We start from the raw sequence: 18571 nt of genomic DNA, 5'->3' as shown, positions 1-18571 counted from the left end.
TCGTGCAGATCAGTAATGAAGAGTATAAACAATTAAAACCGTTATTATTTTCTATAGGGTATCGTATGTTAGGGTCAGTAGCTGATGCAGAAGATATCGTCCATGAAACCTTTTTAAAAGCATATCAAATAGACGATGAGAAGATTGATAACAAGAAAGCATATCTTTGTAAAATCATGACGAATCGCAGTCTTGACGTATTAAAGTCATCAAAGTACAAACGAGAAAAATATATCGGGCCATGGAATCCAGAGCCATTGTTATTGCAATCAATGGATCTCGATCCAGCTGAATTATTATTACAAAAAGAAGGGTTGAGCATAGCTTATTTACGGATGATGGAGCATTTAACACCAAACGAGCGAGCAATACTTTTATTAAGAGAGGTTTTTGATTTCTCGTATAACGAGATTGCCCACATGATTGATAAAAAAGAAGAAAACTGCCGAAAAGTTTTCAGTCGAGCAAAACAAAAGATTGCAAGTATTGAGGGAGAAAGCTTAGATTACGAGAAAAACCTATCAATTATCAATCGTTTTATTGAAGCGTTTCAGATGCAAAACATGGATACATTATTAAAGCTTCTATCAAAGAATGTCACGCTTTATTCCGATGGTGGAGGTAAGGTCAAAGCTGCTGTACGTCCCATCGCTTCGCAGCCTAACGTGCTTTCACTTTTATATGGCATTATAAAAATGGTTCCAGAGGACTTTTCATCTGAATTGAATATTGTCAATGGTCAACCCGCAATAGTAAATTATAGTAAAAACCAGATTCATAGTGTTATTAGCTTCTATATATGTAACGACTTAATTGAAGAAATATATATTATTATGAACCCCGACAAGCTTCCAATAAAATAAGTACTTTTCTATTTATAGAGAAGGCCCCACTTTTCCAGAGCGGGGCCTTCATCATTTAGTAATCTAGTGTATAAACATCGCCCCTAGAATGGAAACCATCTTTAATGATTGTCTCATCCAAGTTATTCTTATCCACAGCGATAGGAGCTAACAGAACAGAAGGAACTTCAATTTTCCCATTGTTTATCTTTCTATCTGCAACTATATTATCCCCTTTTGCCATCTTAACCGCCAACTCGGCAGCCTTTTCTGCTAGGATGTTTAACGGCTTGTAAACAGTCATCTGCTGCGTTCCACTCACAATACGCTGAGCAGCTGCAAGCTCTGCATCTTGACCACTAACCGGTATTTCTCCAGCTAGTCCATAGGCTTCGAGAGCTTCAATCGCACCACCTGCTGTTGCGTCATTAGCAGCAATGACTGCGTCAATTTGATTATTACTAGCTTTTAAAGCTGCTACCATGTTCTTATAGGCATTTGTTGGAGTCCAATTCTCGGTCCATTGGTCATACACAACTGTAATGTCTCCTCTGTCAATGTATGGCTGTAGTACGTTAAACACCCCCTTCTTCAACAAATGAGCATTATAATCAGTACTAGCACCTCCTATTAAAACATACCTCCCTTTTGGCACCAATTTCGTAATGGCTTTTGCTTGTAGCTCACCAACTTGTTCATTATCAAAGGAAATATACAAATCGATTTCAGCATTTTTAACTAGGCGGTCGTAGGAGACAACCTTTATACCTGCTAAATGAGCTTTATTCACAATGGTAGCTGTTGCCTCTGCATTGTTAGGTACGAGAACCAATAGGTCAACTCCTTGGCTAATTAATGTCTCTGCTTGTAGAATTTGCTTGGCGTCATCTTCATTAGCCGCCATAATCTCTACTTCTGCCCCTAACTTCTCAACAGCTTCTTTAAAGAGATCTCTATCCCTTAGCCATCGTTCTTCCTCTAATGTATCCATGGAGAATCCGATCTTAATTTTTTCTTCTGCAGATGCTTTAACGTTCGAGTCACTTGGAGCTTCCCCTGTAGAGGCCACAGTTGCTCGATTATCAGAAGCATTTTCACAAGCTGATGTAAAAAAGACTAGAGCGAGTGTGAACATAAACAATCTAGTTTTGGAAAAATCCCGATCCATTCGTCCTCTCCCCTTTTTCTACCAAACTACCGTCACTAACCTCATATTCCAAGGAGTGTCTTTCGATATTTATTTGGTGAAACCGCAACCATTTTCTTAAACACTTTACTGAAATAGTTCGGGTCATGGTAGCCAACCTCAAAAGTGATTTCCTTTATGCTTTTTTCTGGGTCATTCATTAATTTCTTCGCTTTCTCGATTCTGCATTCTGTTAAGAAATCAATATAATTGACTCCTAGTTTTTCTTTAAACATTTTACTAATATAAATAGGACTAAGCTCTACTTTCTTCGCTAGAGCATCCAATGAAATATCCTCGTGGGAATGGTCAATAATATATTGTTTAATCTGTTGAATCGTATCTGATTCTAATTTTTCGTAATGACTCACATATGACTGTCTCATACGATCAAGCATTTGTGCGGTCTCAGATCGCAGCTGACGGTAGTCTTGCGCCTTATACGAATAGAGTGGACTCATTGTCTCCACTCCCATTTCGCTCATGACTCGAGAAACAATCCAGAGTACCTCTAGCATCCGCTGCTGCGTTTGCAAAAGATCAGTTCCCTCATTCTCGTATACTTGAAGCGTATTCAGGACATTCATTCGAATATAATCCCAATGTCCGAGTCGAATTTGGTCGGAGAATTCTTTTTTCTGATGATGAACAAGCTGCTGATTTCTTGCATCACCTAAAACAGGCATCTCGGAATAAAAACGATATTTTGTGTGAAGTGTTGTATCCATCGTTGCAACAAGTGCATCCTGATACGATTGACGAATACTATCTAAAGAATGGCACACATCTCCTATCCCGATAAACCCACCTGCTCCTTGTTCCGGATTAGCAAGGGAAAGTATATCTCGAGCAAGATTTATCGCTTGGGACCGAAATGACTTATCTGTTTGACGGAACACGATGATTGGAAGTTGTTTGCCATAAAGTGCGCCTACCCACCCACTCTTCGTTTGTCTAACCTTTTCTTTCACAGAGGAATATAAGTGTTCCGATCCAGTAGGAAGTAAGACGAGCATGACGAACATCTCGCTGGTGGACTGAATATCGAGCATCTCGACGAGCATGTCAACATGTACTTCATGTACGTGATCAAAAAGTAGTTGTGTAACTACGTCAGTCTCAACAAGAGATAGAGTTTTTTGAAGTGCATCCTGTTGAAGCCTATTCATTGCAAGGGACTTTCGCTCTTCTTCAATCTGTTTTAGTACCTTCCCAACTGTGACCACAATTTCACTAGCTTTACTAGGCTTTAACAAATAGTCTTTTACTCCGAGTTTAATGGCATGCCGCATATAATCGAACGTATCGTAAGCAGTTACCATGATAAATTTAATATTTGGATTTTCTGCACTAATTTGTTCAACGGCCTCAAGCCCGTTCATTCCAGGCATTTTAATATCCATAAAAATGACATCTGGTTGGAAGTCTTTCGCCATTTGGATGGCTATTTTTCCATTCTTTGCTTGGGCAATCACATGTTCTGGGTAGGTTTTCTCTAAAATGGCTTGCATCCCCTCCCGCTCAATTTGTTCATCATCTACGATTAGGAGCTTGATCATCCTTTTCAACCCCTTCTTTTCGAATATGCAAAATAACCTTTGTGCCTTTACCACTAGAGCTTCTTATCTTTATTACATCATCATACCCGTAGAATAGCCGTAGTCGCTTTACGACGTTACTGAATCCAATCCCTGTTGAATGTCCTTCCATTTCAACCGTACACTCCTCAAGGATTTGTTTTATTTTCTCTTCCTTCATTCCCATCCCATCATCTTCAATCTCAATGGTAATCCGGTCTTTTTCATCCATGACTCGAAACCAAATGACACCACCGTCTTCTCTTGGCTCAATCGCATGGATAACCGCATTCTCAATAATCGGCTGAAGCGTTAAAGCGGGAATACGTATAGATAAGCATTCTTCATCTATTTCCATGTGTAATTTAATTCGCTCGGTGAATCTAGCTTTTTGAATATCCATATATTGCCTTAAGACAGCAACTTCCTCATACAATGAAACGGAACGATCGATTCGTTTTAAGTTATACCTCAATAATCCAGCAACACTTACTAGAAGATCACTCGTTTCTTCAGATCCTTCTAGATACGCTTTCTTAGAAAGTGTATTCAGAGTATTAAACAAGAAATGTGGATTGATCTGGCTCTGCAGGCTTCGAAATTGACTTTCCTGCAATAAAATTTTATTCTCTTGAAGTTCTCGTTCAAGCTGAGCCTTATTTTTAATTTCCGAGATTAGGTTATTGATATTGTTACGCATACGGTCAAACGTTCTAGCTAGAAAGGCGATCTCATCATTTGTCTCCACATGAATCTCTACATCAAACCTGCCATTCGATAGCTCATTGGCTGCTTGAGTTAACTTGAGAATAGGTCTAGTAATACCTAATGAAAACCAATAAGTAATGAAAATAAGCACAAACGTAATTAACATCAGCAACCACATACCAAGTTTGATGACCTCTCCAGATCGTTCAATGATGCCACGATAAAATTTATCATGCGTCTTTAATTCTGCGTCAAGCAAGGTGAGGGTCATCTCGGATATATAATTGGAAATACGCATCGCCTCCGTAAACTCTTTTGCGGAAGCCTCTGTATCTTTTTCTACATGGTAGAGTAGGAATCTGTCTGTTGTTTCTAGGAGACTATCTATGAGGTTGATATAATTCAATAAGGTGAAATTGTTCTCCTGGTTTCTTAGAGTATCGACATCCACTTTTGCTTCTAATAATTGACCTTTGCTTCGCTCCAGGCGCTCTAGATTAGCAGAAGTCGACTTTAGCATGTAGTTATTAAGGTCTGTAATTACTTCCTGACTCGCATTCGTTACCTCATTCATACTTAAATAACGTTGTAGAATCTCATTATACTGATTTTGAGTTTTATGATTATAATATGTAAGCGCTACCCAAATTACAGACATAATAACTAGGACAACGGTCGTTAACGTAAGGATTTTTTTCTGAATACTGTTCATTCTACGTCTACCGCTTTCATAAAATGAATATCTGTAAAATAACCTTCTATATCGAGAGGAGCAGTACCACCGTTTAGCCAGTCCATGATTAACTGAACACTAATTTTACCCATCATCTCAGGGGATTGCTTGACCACACCATCAAGCTTCGCTTCTTTCATTAACGTCAACGTATCAGGACCATCATCAAACGAATAAATATAATAAGGCTCCACTTGAGAGCGCTTACTAATTCCTTGGACCAACCCCGTTGTAATATTTGCATTAACAGCAATAAAAGCATCAACATCAGGATTAAGATTCATAACATCCTGAGTGGTAGTCAGCACTTGCTCTCGGGATTCAGATGTCTCAGCAAGAACCATTTTAATATTTGGATACACATTTAGAACATCTTGAATTCCACTTAGTCTCTGATTTTGATAATATTCCTGATCACTATCGTACATTAGTACTACTGTCCCTGATGTTCCCATGTCGTTCGTTAGTTCATTCGCAATCATCCGACCTGCCTGATACTGATCAGAGCCAACAAATGTCCTTCTAAAACTTTCTGACATAGGTACGTCATTGGCGATAGTAATAATAGGGATTCCATAAAAAGAAGCCTTAATTTTTGTTAGATTTTTAAATTCATCATTATCAAGTCCTTGGACGATAATCCCGTCAACTTTTGAATGGAGAGCGATCTCGATTTTCTCTAGAAAATCCTCCTGATTGTTGCCGTAGCTCCCCCAAACTTCCAGGCTCGCCCCTTCCTTTAGAGCTTGGTTACGTGCACCAGTTTCAACCTGATCCCAAAAGGATGTTTCCAAGTCTTGTGTAATTAGTACAAGACGGTGCTGGTGCTCATTTTGACTCATTGTTTGAGAAAGCTGCCAATCAGAGCGAAAAACCTTTTTTGCGGATATAAACGTAAAATAGCAAAGTATAAGAAAAGTAAGGGATAGTATGAATATACTAGTTTTTCGCAATAGATTAATCCCCTTCCACTTATAGTAAACTACTCTCATCATATCCATCTATAAACAATACTTCAATATATATGTTGGAATTTTAAGTTTATTTATACTGTTTTAAATGAGGGAAATAAAAATGAGGGGTTTACTACCAAAATATATATTTAGAGGGACTACTCATGGTAACCCCTCTTCTACGTATCTATCTTTTTTTCCTTGTCATCACGTCAAATATTACGGCTCCAGCTAATACACCACCTCGAATGATATACTGATAGGAAATTCCGACCCCTAGTAGGTTCATCCCATTAGATAACGAAGCCATAACAATCGCACCGATAATGGCCCCTGTTACTTTTCCGACTCCTCCTGCAGATGACACACCACCAACGTAGGCAGCTGCAATTGCATCAAGCTCAAACAATGTCCCTGCAGTGGTCGTAGCTGACTGCAAGCGTGCGGTAAATAAGATACCTGATAGAGCTGCAAGCATCCCCATTGAGCCGAATACCATATAAGTTATTTTCTTCACATTCATTCCACTAAGATGGGCAGCTTCTGGGTTACTACCAACTGCATATACATGTCTTCCAAGCACTGTCTTGGTTGTGAGGAAATGATAAACGATGACAACAAGAAGCATAATCATTACCGTCCAAGAAAACCCGTTATATCCTGCTAAAATCCATGTTAGATAAGCAATAATAGCTGAAATAAAAGTTAGTTTTAAAACAAATATCCCTTTAGAAACGACTTCAAATTCGTACTTGATTTTATTTCTTCGTGTTGATATTTCACTGTAAATATATAATAAGATTCCTATCAAACCAACAATGAGGGAAAGCAAATGAAGACCATTTACTTGTGAAAGAGAAGGGATATAACCATTACCAATTGCATTAAACCTGTCATCCTGAATGATAATAGTTCCTGTTTTTTCTGTCACCTGTAATAGTGCACCCCTAAAAATTAGCATTCCTGCTAATGTGGCAACAAAGGACGGAATGCCAATTTGTGCAACAAGGAATCCGTTGAACAATCCTACAACGATTCCTAAAAGTAGAATGACAGGGATTGTAATATAGATAGATACTCCTGCTTGTGTAAGGAGGATTGCAGCAATCGCACCTAGAAAACCTGCTACATATCCCACTGATAAATCAATATGTCTAATGACAATAACTAGTGTCATACCGACAGCTAATACAGCTATATATCCAGCCGAATCTAGTAAATTACTAATATTACGTGAGGACATAAATAATCCGTCCGTCATAAATGAGAAGGTAAGAATAATGACAAAAAGGGCGATATACATCCCATAGTCACGAATATTCTCACTAATTAACGATTTCGCTTCTTTGTAAAGACCCATGATATTAACCTCCTATTGCGTAGCAAGCTGCATAATATTTTCTTGGTTTGCTTCTTCAATCAACAACTCACCTTTTATTTCACCTTGCGCCATAACATACACGCGATCACTCATGCCTAAAACCTCACCGAGTTCTGAAGAAATCATGATAATACTCATTCCTGCTTTGATCAGCTCGTTCATAACCGTATAGATTTCGAATTTCGCACCCACGTCAATTCCACGAGTGGGTTCGTCAAGAATTAACAGCTTTGGTCCGACGAAGAGCCATTTTCCTAAGGACACCTTTTGTTGGTTCCCACCGCTTAAGTTCCCTACTAATTGTTCTAAGGAAGAAGCCTTAATGGTAAGAGATTTTTTATAATGATCCGCAATTTTAATTTCCTCATTGTCATTGATCATTCCATTCGAAGATATTCCCTTTAAATTCGCTGCCGATATATTACTTTTAATATCTTGTATTAAAAACAGACCATCGCCCTTTCTATCTTCGGTAACGTATGCAATTCCTGCCTTTATAGCATCACTTGGATGCCTAAGCATGCTTGAGATTCCGGCTATGACTAAATCCCCTTCCACCTTATAAGACTTCGCATTCCCAAATATGCTAAGAGCGAGTTCTGTACGTCCGGAGCCCATGAGTCCAGCAATCCCTACAATTTCACCTTTTTTCACGTGAAGATTTACATTCTTTACGACTTGTCTACCTAATTGAGGATCGTAGGCTGACCAATTATATAATTCTAGGATTTTTCCACCAAATGCTTGCTTTTCCCTTTTCGGATAGATATCTTCAATTGCACGCCCTACCATGTTTTTAATGATTGTACCTTCATTAATTTCACCCTTTGAGGCATCGAGCGTACAAATTGTCTGACCATCACGGAGGACAGTGGCTTTATCTGCAATGGAAATGACCTCTTTTAACTTGTGCGAAATCATGATACAAGTGATTCCTTGTTCTTTCAGCTCTCGCAATAACTCAAGTAGATTTTCACTATCATCCTCATTCAGTGCTGCTGTTGGCTCATCGAGAATAAGTAGCTTAACGTCTTTACTTAGTGCCTTAGCAATTTCAACTAGCTGGCGTTTTCCTACGCCTAAATCTTTAATAAGTGTGTCTGGGTTCACATCTAACTTGACCTTATTCAGCATTTTTTTTGCTTCGGCAATGGTTTTATTCCAGTCCACGATGCCACCATTTTTTACCTCATTGCCAGCAAATATATTTTCATACACAGTTAGGTCAGGAAATAAAGCCAACTCCTGATAAATAATAACGATCCCAGTTTTTACACTGTCACTAATCTTGTTAAACTGTTGAACATTTCCGCCGTAAAGGATATCTCCTTCATAGGATCCATAGGGATATACCCCGCTTAGTACTTTCATAAGTGTGGACTTTCCTGCACCGTTCTCACCAATTAGACAGTGAATCTCACCTTTTTCTACTTTGAAATTTACATTGCTAAGTGCTTTTACTCCTGAAAAATTCTTGGAGATTTGTTTCATCTCCAAAATATATTCACTCATTTGTATGCCCCCTTTACAAGACAACTGTTACAATTGCGAAATAGTGATAGAGCACTCTACCACTATTTCGCAACAACCTCTGTTTATTTTTTAAAGTCCAGTAAATTCGCTGGCTTCGTAGTAACCTGATTCAATTAATTCACTCTTCACATTTTCCTCGTCAACAACGATAACATCTGTTTGCTTTGCTTTTACATCTACTTCTCCGTTATCGTAGCTACCTGTCGTTTCAGGTGTCTTTCCATCAAGGATATCAACAGCCATTCCCATTGCATCAGTAACAAGGGTACGAACATCCTTAAAAACGGTCATTGATTGTTTGCCATCGATGACATATTGAATAGATGCTTTTTCAGCGTCTTGTCCTGTTACTATAAAGCTAGTAACTTCTCCGTCAGAAGAAAATACGTCTGCAATCGAACGAGCTGTACCATCGTTTGGAGCAAGAATGGCCACATCACCCTTCATATCTGCACCAACAGCTGTTAGATGTGTTTGAGCTTTATTTTTCGCTTCATTTGGATCCCAGTTTGTTGTTACTTGGCCAAGAATTTTACTCATTTCATCACGAGTTAATTCCGCTTTATCCTTTAATTTCTCAGCTTCACTTGAGTTTGCAATGGTAAATGTTCCATCAGCAATCTTCGGTTGAAGAACGCTCCAAGCTCCTTCAAAGAACAAGAAAGCATTATTATCAGAAGCAGCACCAGCATATAAGTACAATGGAACATTTGAACCTTCTGCTGAATCAATTAAGTATTGACCTTGAGCTGCACCTACAGCGAGACTATCAAATGTTACATAGTAATCTACTGCATCTGTGTTTGTAATTAAACGGTCATAAGCAATAACGGTAACTCCGTCCTTCTTCGCAGCTTCAACAGCAGCCGCTGCTGCATCACCGTCTTGAGGGCTAATAATTAGTACTTCGATACCCTTGTTTAATAATGTTTCTACATTTTCTTTTTCCTTAGCAGAAGAGCCTTGGCTGAATAAGATTTCAGTTGTATATTCAGAGCCTGATAAAGCATCCTTGAATCTTTGTTCATCCTGAACCCATCTTGGTTCATCCTTAGTTGGTAATACGATTCCTACACTTACTTTGTTACTGCTGCTGCCTCCACCACCACTACTTTCACTGTTACAAGCTGCTAGCATACCTGCTACTAACAAAAAAGCAAGCATCATAGAAATCGGTTTCAATAATTTTTTCATCTTTGTTCCCCCTTTAATATTTGTCTCATTTGGTTACAAGTTAATTATATAAATGTCATAGATTAGTATGTAAGCGTTATCACTAGCATTGTTTTGGTATCGTCTGCAATTTTTTATACTATGGAAGGAAAGAACAGAAAAGTAGATCTGGTTTCCCAGATCCACTTTTTGTGACACCTATTTACTTACTATTTTCAAAAACAGATAAGGCTTGCGTGACAAAATGATTGATGTTTTCTTCATCACCCTTACCCGGACTAAACTCAATCCTTAAAGGATTGCCTAAACATACACCCTTTTGACTTTCAATTAATTCCTTTAATTTATCAAGAGCACCACAGAATTCAGGATAAGATGTGTCTCCTGATCCGAATAGGGCAAATGGCTTCTCCTTTAAGTCTAATTGTTCCATTTCTTCTATTATATCTAGACATTCATCCGGGTAATCTCCGTCTCCCCAAGTATACATCCCGATAAAAATAAGATCATAGTGCAACAAATCACTTGCTGGTAGGCTGAGCATATCCTTTAATTCTACTTCATGGTTACGTTCCTTAAGTTGTTCCACTATTATATCTGCGATTGCTTCTGTATTCCCTGACATACTAGCGTAAATAACACCAATTTTCATTTTCTTCCCTCCTAATGAACTAGTTTTATACTATTATCGCGTCGATCAATCCACTTGCTTTCTATAGGGGAACTAATAAACAATTCATCCTTCCATCCTGCTCCCCGAAAGCCGTGCCCTTCTATTGTTTCAATAGGGGATAAAGTTTGACTCTGTTTGTTAATTTCATATAATCTAGAAAACCCATATTCATCCTTACTCGTGGTTGTATATATGTTCTTACCTACGTTAAATACATCTAGAAAAGCTTTCTCAGAGACCGGTTGCTCAAGTGTTCTCCAGCATGATGTCAGTAGAGATTTCATCTCAATAGATCCCTCTTTAGACCTCGCATTTCCTTTTGCAATAAACATCCAATCATCACAATCTATATAAATGGAAGAAATCATGGAGGTTGATTCCCTTTTAACAAGGGTTAATTCACCACTATCCAATGAAAAACTCCATAGACCCCCTGATTCTGTATTAATTTGAGTACCAATATATAAATGATCTTTATCCAAAAACAGTGAACGGATAAATGGTTTAATAGCCAATTCTTTAAAGGGATGTACTACAGACCAGTTAGACCCAAAGTTATAAGAAATATAAAGTTTACTCCCAACATGAGTAATAATAAGACCTGACTCATTCCCTGTGATGTCCCAAAGTCGCTGTGGTGTTGGGAAAAAGGTATGTGTCCATTTTTTGTTATAAGGGTTATAACGAACAATTAATCCATTGTCTCCTATTCCAAAAATATATGGGGAAATACAAACTAGCTTGTAAATACTTTGTGATAGGGAATACTGCAAAAGCCATTCACCTTTTTCAAAGGAGTATAGACCTGCATTTTTCACAGCCACAATAAACGGTAAGCTAGAGGTGGATAAAACAGCAGTAGACCCTTTTTCAAACATATGTAAGCTTCTCCCCCTTATTGGCCCATTGATAAACTGACTTTGCAAATTGTCTACATTCGTCTACTTCCTTATCTGATTCAGGGCTTAATTCTATCTTTAACTTATCCTTATACACATCACAGCCCTGTTCCTGCAGTGTCGTTTCTATAATATCCACTGCCATACAAAACTTAGGATAGAGTGTATCACCTGAGCCAAAGCAAGCAGCTTTTACACCTTCTAAATTCAGGTGTCTAAGTTCCTCGAAAAACTCTTCCACCTCGTATGGAAGATCCCCATCTCCCCAGGTATACGCACCCAAGAAGATACAATCGTAATCTTTTAAAGCATGAACATCTACTGTTTCTAAATTGAGAAGGTCTACCTCACACCCGGATTGAAGAAGAGTTTCTTTCAAAATATTCGCCATATCCTCTGTATTACCAGACATACTTACATAGCCAATAAATGTTTTCACTGTTATCCTCCTCTAATTGAAAATGATTATCATTATTATTAACTTAACTATAGTCGATAATGATTCTCATTGTCAATTACATTTTCACAGACAATTAGGGAAAAATATAAGAGCTTCTCTCTTGAGAAACTCTTGGATCATTACCTTAATTTGAAATAGATTGCTCCGCATTTATATATCCAGCACCATACACATTCTCATCTCTATCTTTCCATAAATCTGTCCCTGACATCAATTGAGTTTTTATCTCATCCGGCGTCAATGATGGATTTGCCTCTTTCATCAATGCAACTATACCTGCACAGATGGGAGTTGCCATGGAAGTTCCTGACATAGAAAAGTAATTATTCTCTACTCGACTACTTTTTTGTAGTTTGTCTAAATACGAATTTGGCGATCGTAAAGAAATGATATTCACTCCAGGGACTAAAATATCAGGCTTATTGATTCCATAAATAGTAGGGCCACGACTAGAAAAACTAGCTACCTCATCATCTGTTTTCTCAAAGGTATCACGATCATCAAGCACACCAACTGTAATGACTTGATCACTAACACCAGGACTAGCTACTGTTCTTGCTTCTGGTCCTTCATTTCCTGCTGCCACACAAACTACAATTCCTGAAGCCCATGCCTCTTCGACTATCTTAACCATTGGATCTTTATCCTCAGAGCCATAATTTTGGGCTGTACTTCCTAAGGATAGACTAACGATGTCTATTTTATTTTTCGGGTTATCTTCGTTATATTGAATACACCAATCGACCCCTTGCATTACCGTTTCAAGAGAACCTGATCCCATTCTATCTAGCACCTTTACTCCTACCAAATTTGCCTGTGGAGCAGGGCCCATATATGTCACCGATGCCGAAGCTGCGTCTCCTGCACAGTGGGTCCCATGTCCATTATCATCATATGGTTCTGGACGATTATTGATAAAATCAACAAAGTCAGTAATTCTTCCTGTTAGGTCCGGATGAGTATATATTCCTGTATCTATGATGGCCATTTTCACACCATCACCTGTTAATTTGATTCCGTTTCTAACTATATTTTGAGCATTGGCTGAAGGTACTGCTACATTAAGAAAGGCCTTCACCTCACCGTTGAGATATACTTTTTTAATATGATTACAATGAGAGAGAAGTTCTTCTAAGCCATTAGGAGTTATTTCAGCACTGCAGCATGAAACTCTAGGAAAATGGTTTTTAATTTTATTTTTCTTATGATTAGTCATAACTTCATTGACTTGTTTACATCCAGTGTCGTAACATCCTTCTTGGAATTCAATAATAACCGAGTACCTTTTCCTTCTCTTTACCATTCCTTCAAACATGTTATGCAAAAAACACGGCGTCCATTTAAATGGTTTGTACAAATTCAAGATTTGTTCTCTTAATGGTCGCTCAATCTTATCCGCATGAGTTCTTACCATTTGAACCATAGAATATCCAAACATACGTTTTCCTCCAATCTTATTCTTATATAACGATATGAAGATTGGAGAGAGTTGTATCGGCACTTGTCCAAATTAGGTGAATTCGGGCGAAGAGAGGATAGTAAATGGCATAAAAAAATCCTATTAATCTGAGTTAATAAGATTTCCATTTTCATAAATCAGTAATAAATGTTATTTCTTTACTTTTTAAAGAGAGGAACTATTAGGAAAAGTCATAAATTGTCGAAATTAGTTTGTTAATAAGAACGAATTCATGCTATTATTTATTATACTTTCATTCATTACTATTTTTTTAGGAGAGAAGACTCATGGCTTGGTACAGTTATTTTTTACTATCCTTACCAGAAACACTAGCCGCGCTGGCACTAACTTTCGTCCTACTCGGAATTTCTATAAGAACAAATCAAAAACCCTATCTATTGTTATCAGTTTTATATTCTGCGATAGCATTTTTCGCGGATCAATATATGTCCTTTTCATTTAAAGTATACTTACTATTTGTTGTACTAGCTCTATTGACCTCTCTATTCTTGAAACTAAAGATTATCCAAGGGTTCTTAGTTTCCTTAATTTTCTATATTTCGATTTTCACGTTTCAAACTGTATTCATTCTGTTGTACACACTATTATTTTCATTAGATTTCCACACTGTGTTAGCTAGCCCCTGGAAACGTATATTATTAGCGAATGCAACAAATCTTCCCATGGCACTTGCTGCATATGTATTATATAAGAAAAACATTACCATTCCTTTTCTGAGTAGTAGGTTACAATGAAAGGGATTGTTCCATTAATTTTTGTTGTACTGTTTCAAATTTTTTTAACTTTCTTGTCCATTGGTTCTTTATATATTATGAAGGAAACCACGTTTATCTTAGGTGTTCCAGCAAGCATGATCATCGTCATCTTATTAAATATTGTTTCTTTATTTATAATAGGGAAAATCTATCAAACAGAGACGAAACAAAAGGTTCAACTAACTGAAACTACACATGAAGAGGAGTTTCATTCGTTAGTTGCTTCAGTCCGGTCCGATCGCCACGATCTGAATAATCATTTGACCGTAATTTCTGGACTGTTAAAAATCGGGAATTATACCGATACCGAAAACTATGTGAAAGAACTAATTGGTGATATTCAGGTAAACAATCAAGTTTTAAAGATACACCATCCGATACTCGCATCGGTTTTGTTTACTAAGATGGAAAAATTTAAAAGGGATCATATCGTCTTTTCTCAAAATATCCAATCGGAGAAAATTATGGAGACTATATCCTCTACTGACTTTATTCGGCTAATGAGTAACTTACTGGATAATGCCTATGATGCCACCATGGAACTCCCAGTTGACCAACGGAAAATATCCCTTGAAATGAAGGAGTTACATGGAAATTTTATTATAGAAGTGAAGAATTCAAGTAAACTAAAGAATTTTGATGAAACGCTCTTCCAAAATGAGCATTCAACTAAACCGAGGGAACAAAGTAAGAGCAGAGGGTTTGGGCTATCTATCATTAGAGAAATTACCCATAAATACAACGGTGACTTACAAGTAAAAATCGATGAAGAGCTTGTTTGTTTTAAAATCGTTTTTACCAACGATGATGTATAATAGAGGATTCTCTTTTGTAAAAAGAGGATCTTTTTTAGTATAGTAGGTTAACTGGCCAATTTATCACGTTTGATTGGATCATTTGGACACGATTGCCTTTCTCGTTCATATTTCTGCCGTATGAGGGTTTCATTCGGACTCCATAGTCTTTCTCTATACTTTTTGGATCCGAATCGGAAGTTCATTCGGACTCAAAGTCTGAATCCTAATGCTTCTTATTCAACCTCAACCTCCTCCCTAACCATTCATAATAGTTGAATAAGACCAAAGGGTGTGGCAAAATATGCTTGTACACATTCGTGAAAGCGTACACAAAATGTATTAGGTTGGCTTATAAGTTGATAATAAGAATTAAAAAACCGATAATCGGAGGGAATACACTTGAGAACAATTAAATTAGGAAACAGCACGTTAGAGGTACCTGTTGTTGCAGTGGGCTGTATGCGAATTAACTCTCTTGAAAAACCAGACATCGAACGTTTGATAAAAACTGCATTAGACGAAGGAGCTAACTTCTTTGATCATGCTGACATTTATGGAGGTGGTGCTTGTGAAGAATTATTTGCAGATGCCATCAATATGAATGATGATATTCGTGAAAAAATGATTCTTCAATCCAAATGTGGCATAAGAAAAGGGATGTTTGATTTTTCTAAAGAATACATATTAGAGTCAGTAGACGGCATTTTAAGCCGACTTAAAACTGATTACCTAGATACACTTCTTCTACACCGTCCGGATGCTTTAGTTGAGCCTGAAGAAGTAGCTGAAGCCTTTGATATTCTTGAAACCTCAGGAAAGGTCCGTCACTTCGGTGTTTCAAACCAAAATCCAATGCAAATCCAGCTTCTTAAAAAATATGTAAAGCAACCGATTGTAGCTAACCAATTACAACTAAGTATCACTAATGCTACTATGATTTCTAGTGGAATTAATGTGAATATGCAAAATGAATCGGCAGTTAACCGCGATGGCAGCGTACTTGATTTCTGTAGACTGAACGATATTACGATTCAACCTTGGTCTCCGTTCCAATACGGCTTCTTTGAAGGGCCATTCTTAGGTAATGAAAAATTCCCTGAATTAAATCAGCAAATAAATGAACTCGCTGAGAAATATGGGGTAAGTAATACAACAATTGCAATTGCATGGATCCTTCGTCATCCTGCAAAGATGCAACCAGTTGTGGGTACAACCAACATAGAGAGATTACAGGACTGCATTAAAGCAAGTGAAGTACATCTTACTCGTGAAGAATGGTACAGCATCTATCGTGCTGCTGGTAACATCCTTCCATAAAATAAAAAAAACAAAACCACACTAATAGTGAAATTAGTGTGGTTTTGTCTTCCCATTAGTTATTCATTCTCTCTACCAAAGAAATTGTTTATTGTATTATTGAAATCTCTAAATAAGCTATCTCTGTCCCGATCTGCTCTTATATCTTCCGCATACGTATTCATGGTGTTATATAAGTCAGGATTCACAGAAACATAAACTTTGTGAATTTTATTGTCAGCCTTACGAACTTGATCAGCTATTTTTTGTTCAAAAGCATTCGATACGGGACTATAGTTATTTGTTCGGGTAGCCGTTCCCCTATTATTTTGGCCATTTGTATTCCCAGTACCATTCGTATTGCCATTCCCTGTTCCTACCGTATTATTGTTATTTCCAACATTGTTATTGTTACCGTTACCTAAAGCTCTACTCTGTTCATTTTCATTTCCATTTCCTGCATCACCTTTTCCATCAATCGTCCCATTATCTCCGTTTTGATTGACCATGCCATTCTCCATAAACGATTGGCCATTTCCAGCATTACCTTCTTTGTTTCCCTGGTTATTTCCTTGATTACCGGTTCCCATAGTTCCTGTACGGTTCGTTCCAGTCCCTGTATCTTGCCCGTTGTTGTTACCTGGATCGTTATTATTAGCAAGTCTAACTGCAACATAAGCATTATTGTTTGAGATAATTACTTGAGCGTCTTGTACTTCTTTTAACCGTTCTACATGTTGCTCTGCTCGGTTGTTCACTCTTAAAGTACGATCACCGCCTTGATCGGTTTGTAAGGCACGAGGTCTAGCATCTTGATTTACCTGTGCTTGTTGTTTACCATTGTTTCCATTACCTTCTGCATTGTCATTTGCTCCACAACCTGTTAGGGAAATAGACAATACAGCCGACCCAATTATCATCCAGCTCTTTTTCATATAAATCACTCCTGATAGTTTTCTCAATTTATATGTTGGCTAAAAACGACACAACTATTCAGGAGAAGAAAATACCAATTTCCAAGAAAAAAACCTCCACATGGGAGGTTCTCTTTTGATGACTACACACACTTACTTATTTTACGCTAGCAGTATTTACTGTTTGAAGTAGTTTTTTTATAACAGAATTAATAGCAATTACCTCTTCCTCCGTCATACCTGTGGACTCCAAAAGCGACCTTGGAATACAAACAGCCTTCTCCTTAAGGAGATTTCCTTCCTCTGTAATAGTAATCATGACCACCCGTTCATCTTCAGCTGATCTTTTACGTTCCACGAGACCTGCGGCTTCCATTCTTTTTAGCATGGGGGTTAAGGTTCCTGAATCAAGCCCTAAGAGCTCTCCTAATTCTTTTACTGTACTCTGCTTTCTTTCCCATAGGACAAGCAAAACAAGATACTGCGGGTAAGTTAAGTTTAATTTGTCTAAAAACGGACGGTATAAACGGAAAATTGCTCTTGAGCAAGCATATAACGAGAAACATAAATGATCGTCTAGTTTCACGAATTCTTCATCATACTTCATAATTTGTCCCTCTAATAAATTTAATTTTATAAAATCATATCGTACCCATTCATTATCGTCAAATCCCCTTATATTGGTTGTGTACAATATAATTGTTGACAATTGTTATTTTCGCCATTACTATAGACACATAAGCAGTTTGATTTTGCACAATCTAAATTCAAAGGGTGATTTTATATGTCAAACGTATTATTTACATCAAGTGTAACTGCTGTGGGAGGTAGAGAAGGAAAGGTACAATCTTCTGACGGTGCCATTAATCTTGATATTGCTATGCCAGGTACACCTAGAGCGAAATCGATACCAAGCGCCACAAATCCTGAACAATTATTTGCATCAGGATACGCCGCATGCTTTGATGGAGCTCTTCAATTTATAGCAAGATCTGAACGTGTAAAATTCGAATCACAAGTAACTGCAAATGTTAGTCTAATAAAAGATGAAACAGACCAAGGCTTTAAGCTTGGTGTAACCCTACAAGTAAAAGGTACTGGAATTGAAAGAGCTGTCTTAGAAGACTTGGTTCAAAAAGCTCATCATTTCTGCCCGTATTCAAAAGCAACAAAAGGTAATATTGAAGTAAATTTAGAGATCGTAGAATAAT

The 18571-nt window shown here is 37.6% G+C and carries 18 protein-coding genes; 5 read left to right on the top strand and 13 right to left on the bottom strand.

Annotation, left to right across the window (positions count from 1 at the left end):
* Positions 1-2: 2 nt before the first annotated feature.
* Complete coding sequence (locus BKO01S_RS12635; RefSeq protein ID WP_066054284.1) at positions 3-863, top strand: RNA polymerase sigma-70 factor; 861 nt, start codon at positions 3-5, stop codon at positions 861-863.
* A gap of 55 nt (positions 864-918) precedes the next feature.
* Here BKO01S_RS12635 and xylF read toward each other — a convergent pair whose 3' ends face one another.
* From xylF to BKO01S_RS12580, 11 genes are all read right to left on the bottom strand, one after another.
* Positions 919-2010, bottom strand: a complete 1092-nt coding sequence (gene xylF, locus BKO01S_RS12630) for a D-xylose ABC transporter substrate-binding protein (protein WP_066054282.1) — start codon at positions 2008-2010, stop codon at positions 919-921.
* 41 nt (positions 2011-2051) lie between these two features.
* Positions 2052-3587, bottom strand: a complete 1536-nt coding sequence (locus BKO01S_RS12625; RefSeq protein ID WP_066054279.1) for a response regulator — start codon at positions 3585-3587, stop codon at positions 2052-2054.
* Entirely contained in the window at positions 3562-5025 is a 1464-nt protein-coding gene (locus tag BKO01S_RS12620; RefSeq protein WP_066054276.1) for a sensor histidine kinase, read from the bottom strand. Before BKO01S_RS12620 ends, BKO01S_RS12625 begins: the two co-directional genes overlap by 26 nt.
* The gene (locus tag BKO01S_RS12615) at positions 5022-5999 is read right to left on the bottom strand and encodes a sugar ABC transporter substrate-binding protein (protein ID WP_066054274.1); all 978 of its coding nucleotides are present in this window, start codon (positions 5997-5999) and stop codon (positions 5022-5024) included. The genes BKO01S_RS12620 and BKO01S_RS12615 overlap by 4 nt, the downstream gene beginning before the upstream one ends.
* A gap of 187 nt (positions 6000-6186) precedes the next feature.
* On the bottom strand, positions 6187-7359 hold the full coding sequence (locus BKO01S_RS12610) for a sugar ABC transporter permease (RefSeq protein WP_066054272.1): 1173 nt from the start codon (positions 7357-7359) through the stop codon (positions 6187-6189).
* Between the two features lie 12 nt (positions 7360-7371).
* On the bottom strand, positions 7372-8892 hold the full coding sequence (locus BKO01S_RS12605; protein WP_066054270.1) for an ATP-binding cassette domain-containing protein: 1521 nt from the start codon (positions 8890-8892) through the stop codon (positions 7372-7374).
* Between the two features lie 90 nt (positions 8893-8982).
* Entirely contained in the window at positions 8983-10107 is a 1125-nt protein-coding gene (locus tag BKO01S_RS12600) for a sugar ABC transporter substrate-binding protein (protein ID WP_066054268.1), read from the bottom strand.
* Between the two features lie 181 nt (positions 10108-10288).
* A complete protein-coding gene (locus BKO01S_RS12595) occupies positions 10289-10738 on the bottom strand; it encodes a flavodoxin (RefSeq protein WP_066054266.1) in 450 nt (149 codons plus the stop codon).
* A gap of 11 nt (positions 10739-10749) precedes the next feature.
* The gene (locus tag BKO01S_RS24655; protein WP_066054265.1) at positions 10750-11637 is read right to left on the bottom strand and encodes a hypothetical protein; all 888 of its coding nucleotides are present in this window, start codon (positions 11635-11637) and stop codon (positions 10750-10752) included.
* Complete coding sequence (locus BKO01S_RS12585) at positions 11630-12097, bottom strand: flavodoxin (RefSeq protein WP_066054262.1); 468 nt, start codon at positions 12095-12097, stop codon at positions 11630-11632. The genes BKO01S_RS24655 and BKO01S_RS12585 overlap by 8 nt, the downstream gene beginning before the upstream one ends.
* Before the next feature lie 145 nt (positions 12098-12242).
* Positions 12243-13556, bottom strand: coding sequence for a S8 family peptidase (locus BKO01S_RS12580; protein ID WP_066054260.1), 1314 nt, complete (start codon positions 13554-13556; stop codon positions 12243-12245).
* A 308-nt stretch (positions 13557-13864) separates the two neighbouring features.
* Between BKO01S_RS12580 and BKO01S_RS12575 the strand changes: the two genes are divergently transcribed.
* From BKO01S_RS12575 to BKO01S_RS12565, 3 genes are all read left to right on the top strand, one after another.
* The gene (locus BKO01S_RS12575) at positions 13865-14332 is read left to right on the top strand and encodes a hypothetical protein (RefSeq protein WP_066054258.1); all 468 of its coding nucleotides are present in this window, start codon (positions 13865-13867) and stop codon (positions 14330-14332) included.
* The gene (locus BKO01S_RS12570) at positions 14329-15168 is read left to right on the top strand and encodes a sensor histidine kinase (protein WP_066054256.1); all 840 of its coding nucleotides are present in this window, start codon (positions 14329-14331) and stop codon (positions 15166-15168) included. Before BKO01S_RS12575 ends, BKO01S_RS12570 begins: the two co-directional genes overlap by 4 nt.
* Positions 15169-15549: 381 nt before the next feature.
* The gene (locus BKO01S_RS12565) at positions 15550-16467 is read left to right on the top strand and encodes an aldo/keto reductase (protein WP_066054254.1); all 918 of its coding nucleotides are present in this window, start codon (positions 15550-15552) and stop codon (positions 16465-16467) included.
* A 59-nt stretch (positions 16468-16526) separates the two neighbouring features.
* Here BKO01S_RS12565 and BKO01S_RS12560 read toward each other — a convergent pair whose 3' ends face one another.
* Entirely contained in the window at positions 16527-17381 is an 855-nt protein-coding gene (locus BKO01S_RS12560; protein ID WP_066054252.1) for a YhcN/YlaJ family sporulation lipoprotein, read from the bottom strand.
* Positions 17382-17517: 136 nt separating this feature from the next.
* On the bottom strand, positions 17518-17967 hold the full coding sequence (locus BKO01S_RS12555; protein ID WP_066054249.1) for a MarR family winged helix-turn-helix transcriptional regulator: 450 nt from the start codon (positions 17965-17967) through the stop codon (positions 17518-17520).
* Positions 17968-18144: 177 nt separating this feature from the next.
* On the opposite strand from BKO01S_RS12555, the gene BKO01S_RS12550 reads away from it, so the two are divergent.
* Positions 18145-18570 (top strand): organic hydroperoxide resistance protein, encoded by a 426-nt coding sequence (locus BKO01S_RS12550; protein ID WP_066054247.1) that lies wholly within the window; start codon positions 18145-18147, stop codon positions 18568-18570.
* Position 18571 lies beyond the last annotated feature (1 nt).

Origin of the sequence: Robertmurraya korlensis NBRC 107688 (assembly GCF_001591645.1) — a bacterium.
Taxonomy (GTDB): domain Bacteria; phylum Bacillota; class Bacilli; order Bacillales; family Cytobacillaceae; genus Robertmurraya_A.
Note: the sequence above shows the minus strand (reverse complement) of the source record. Positions and strands in the feature narration are given on the sequence as shown.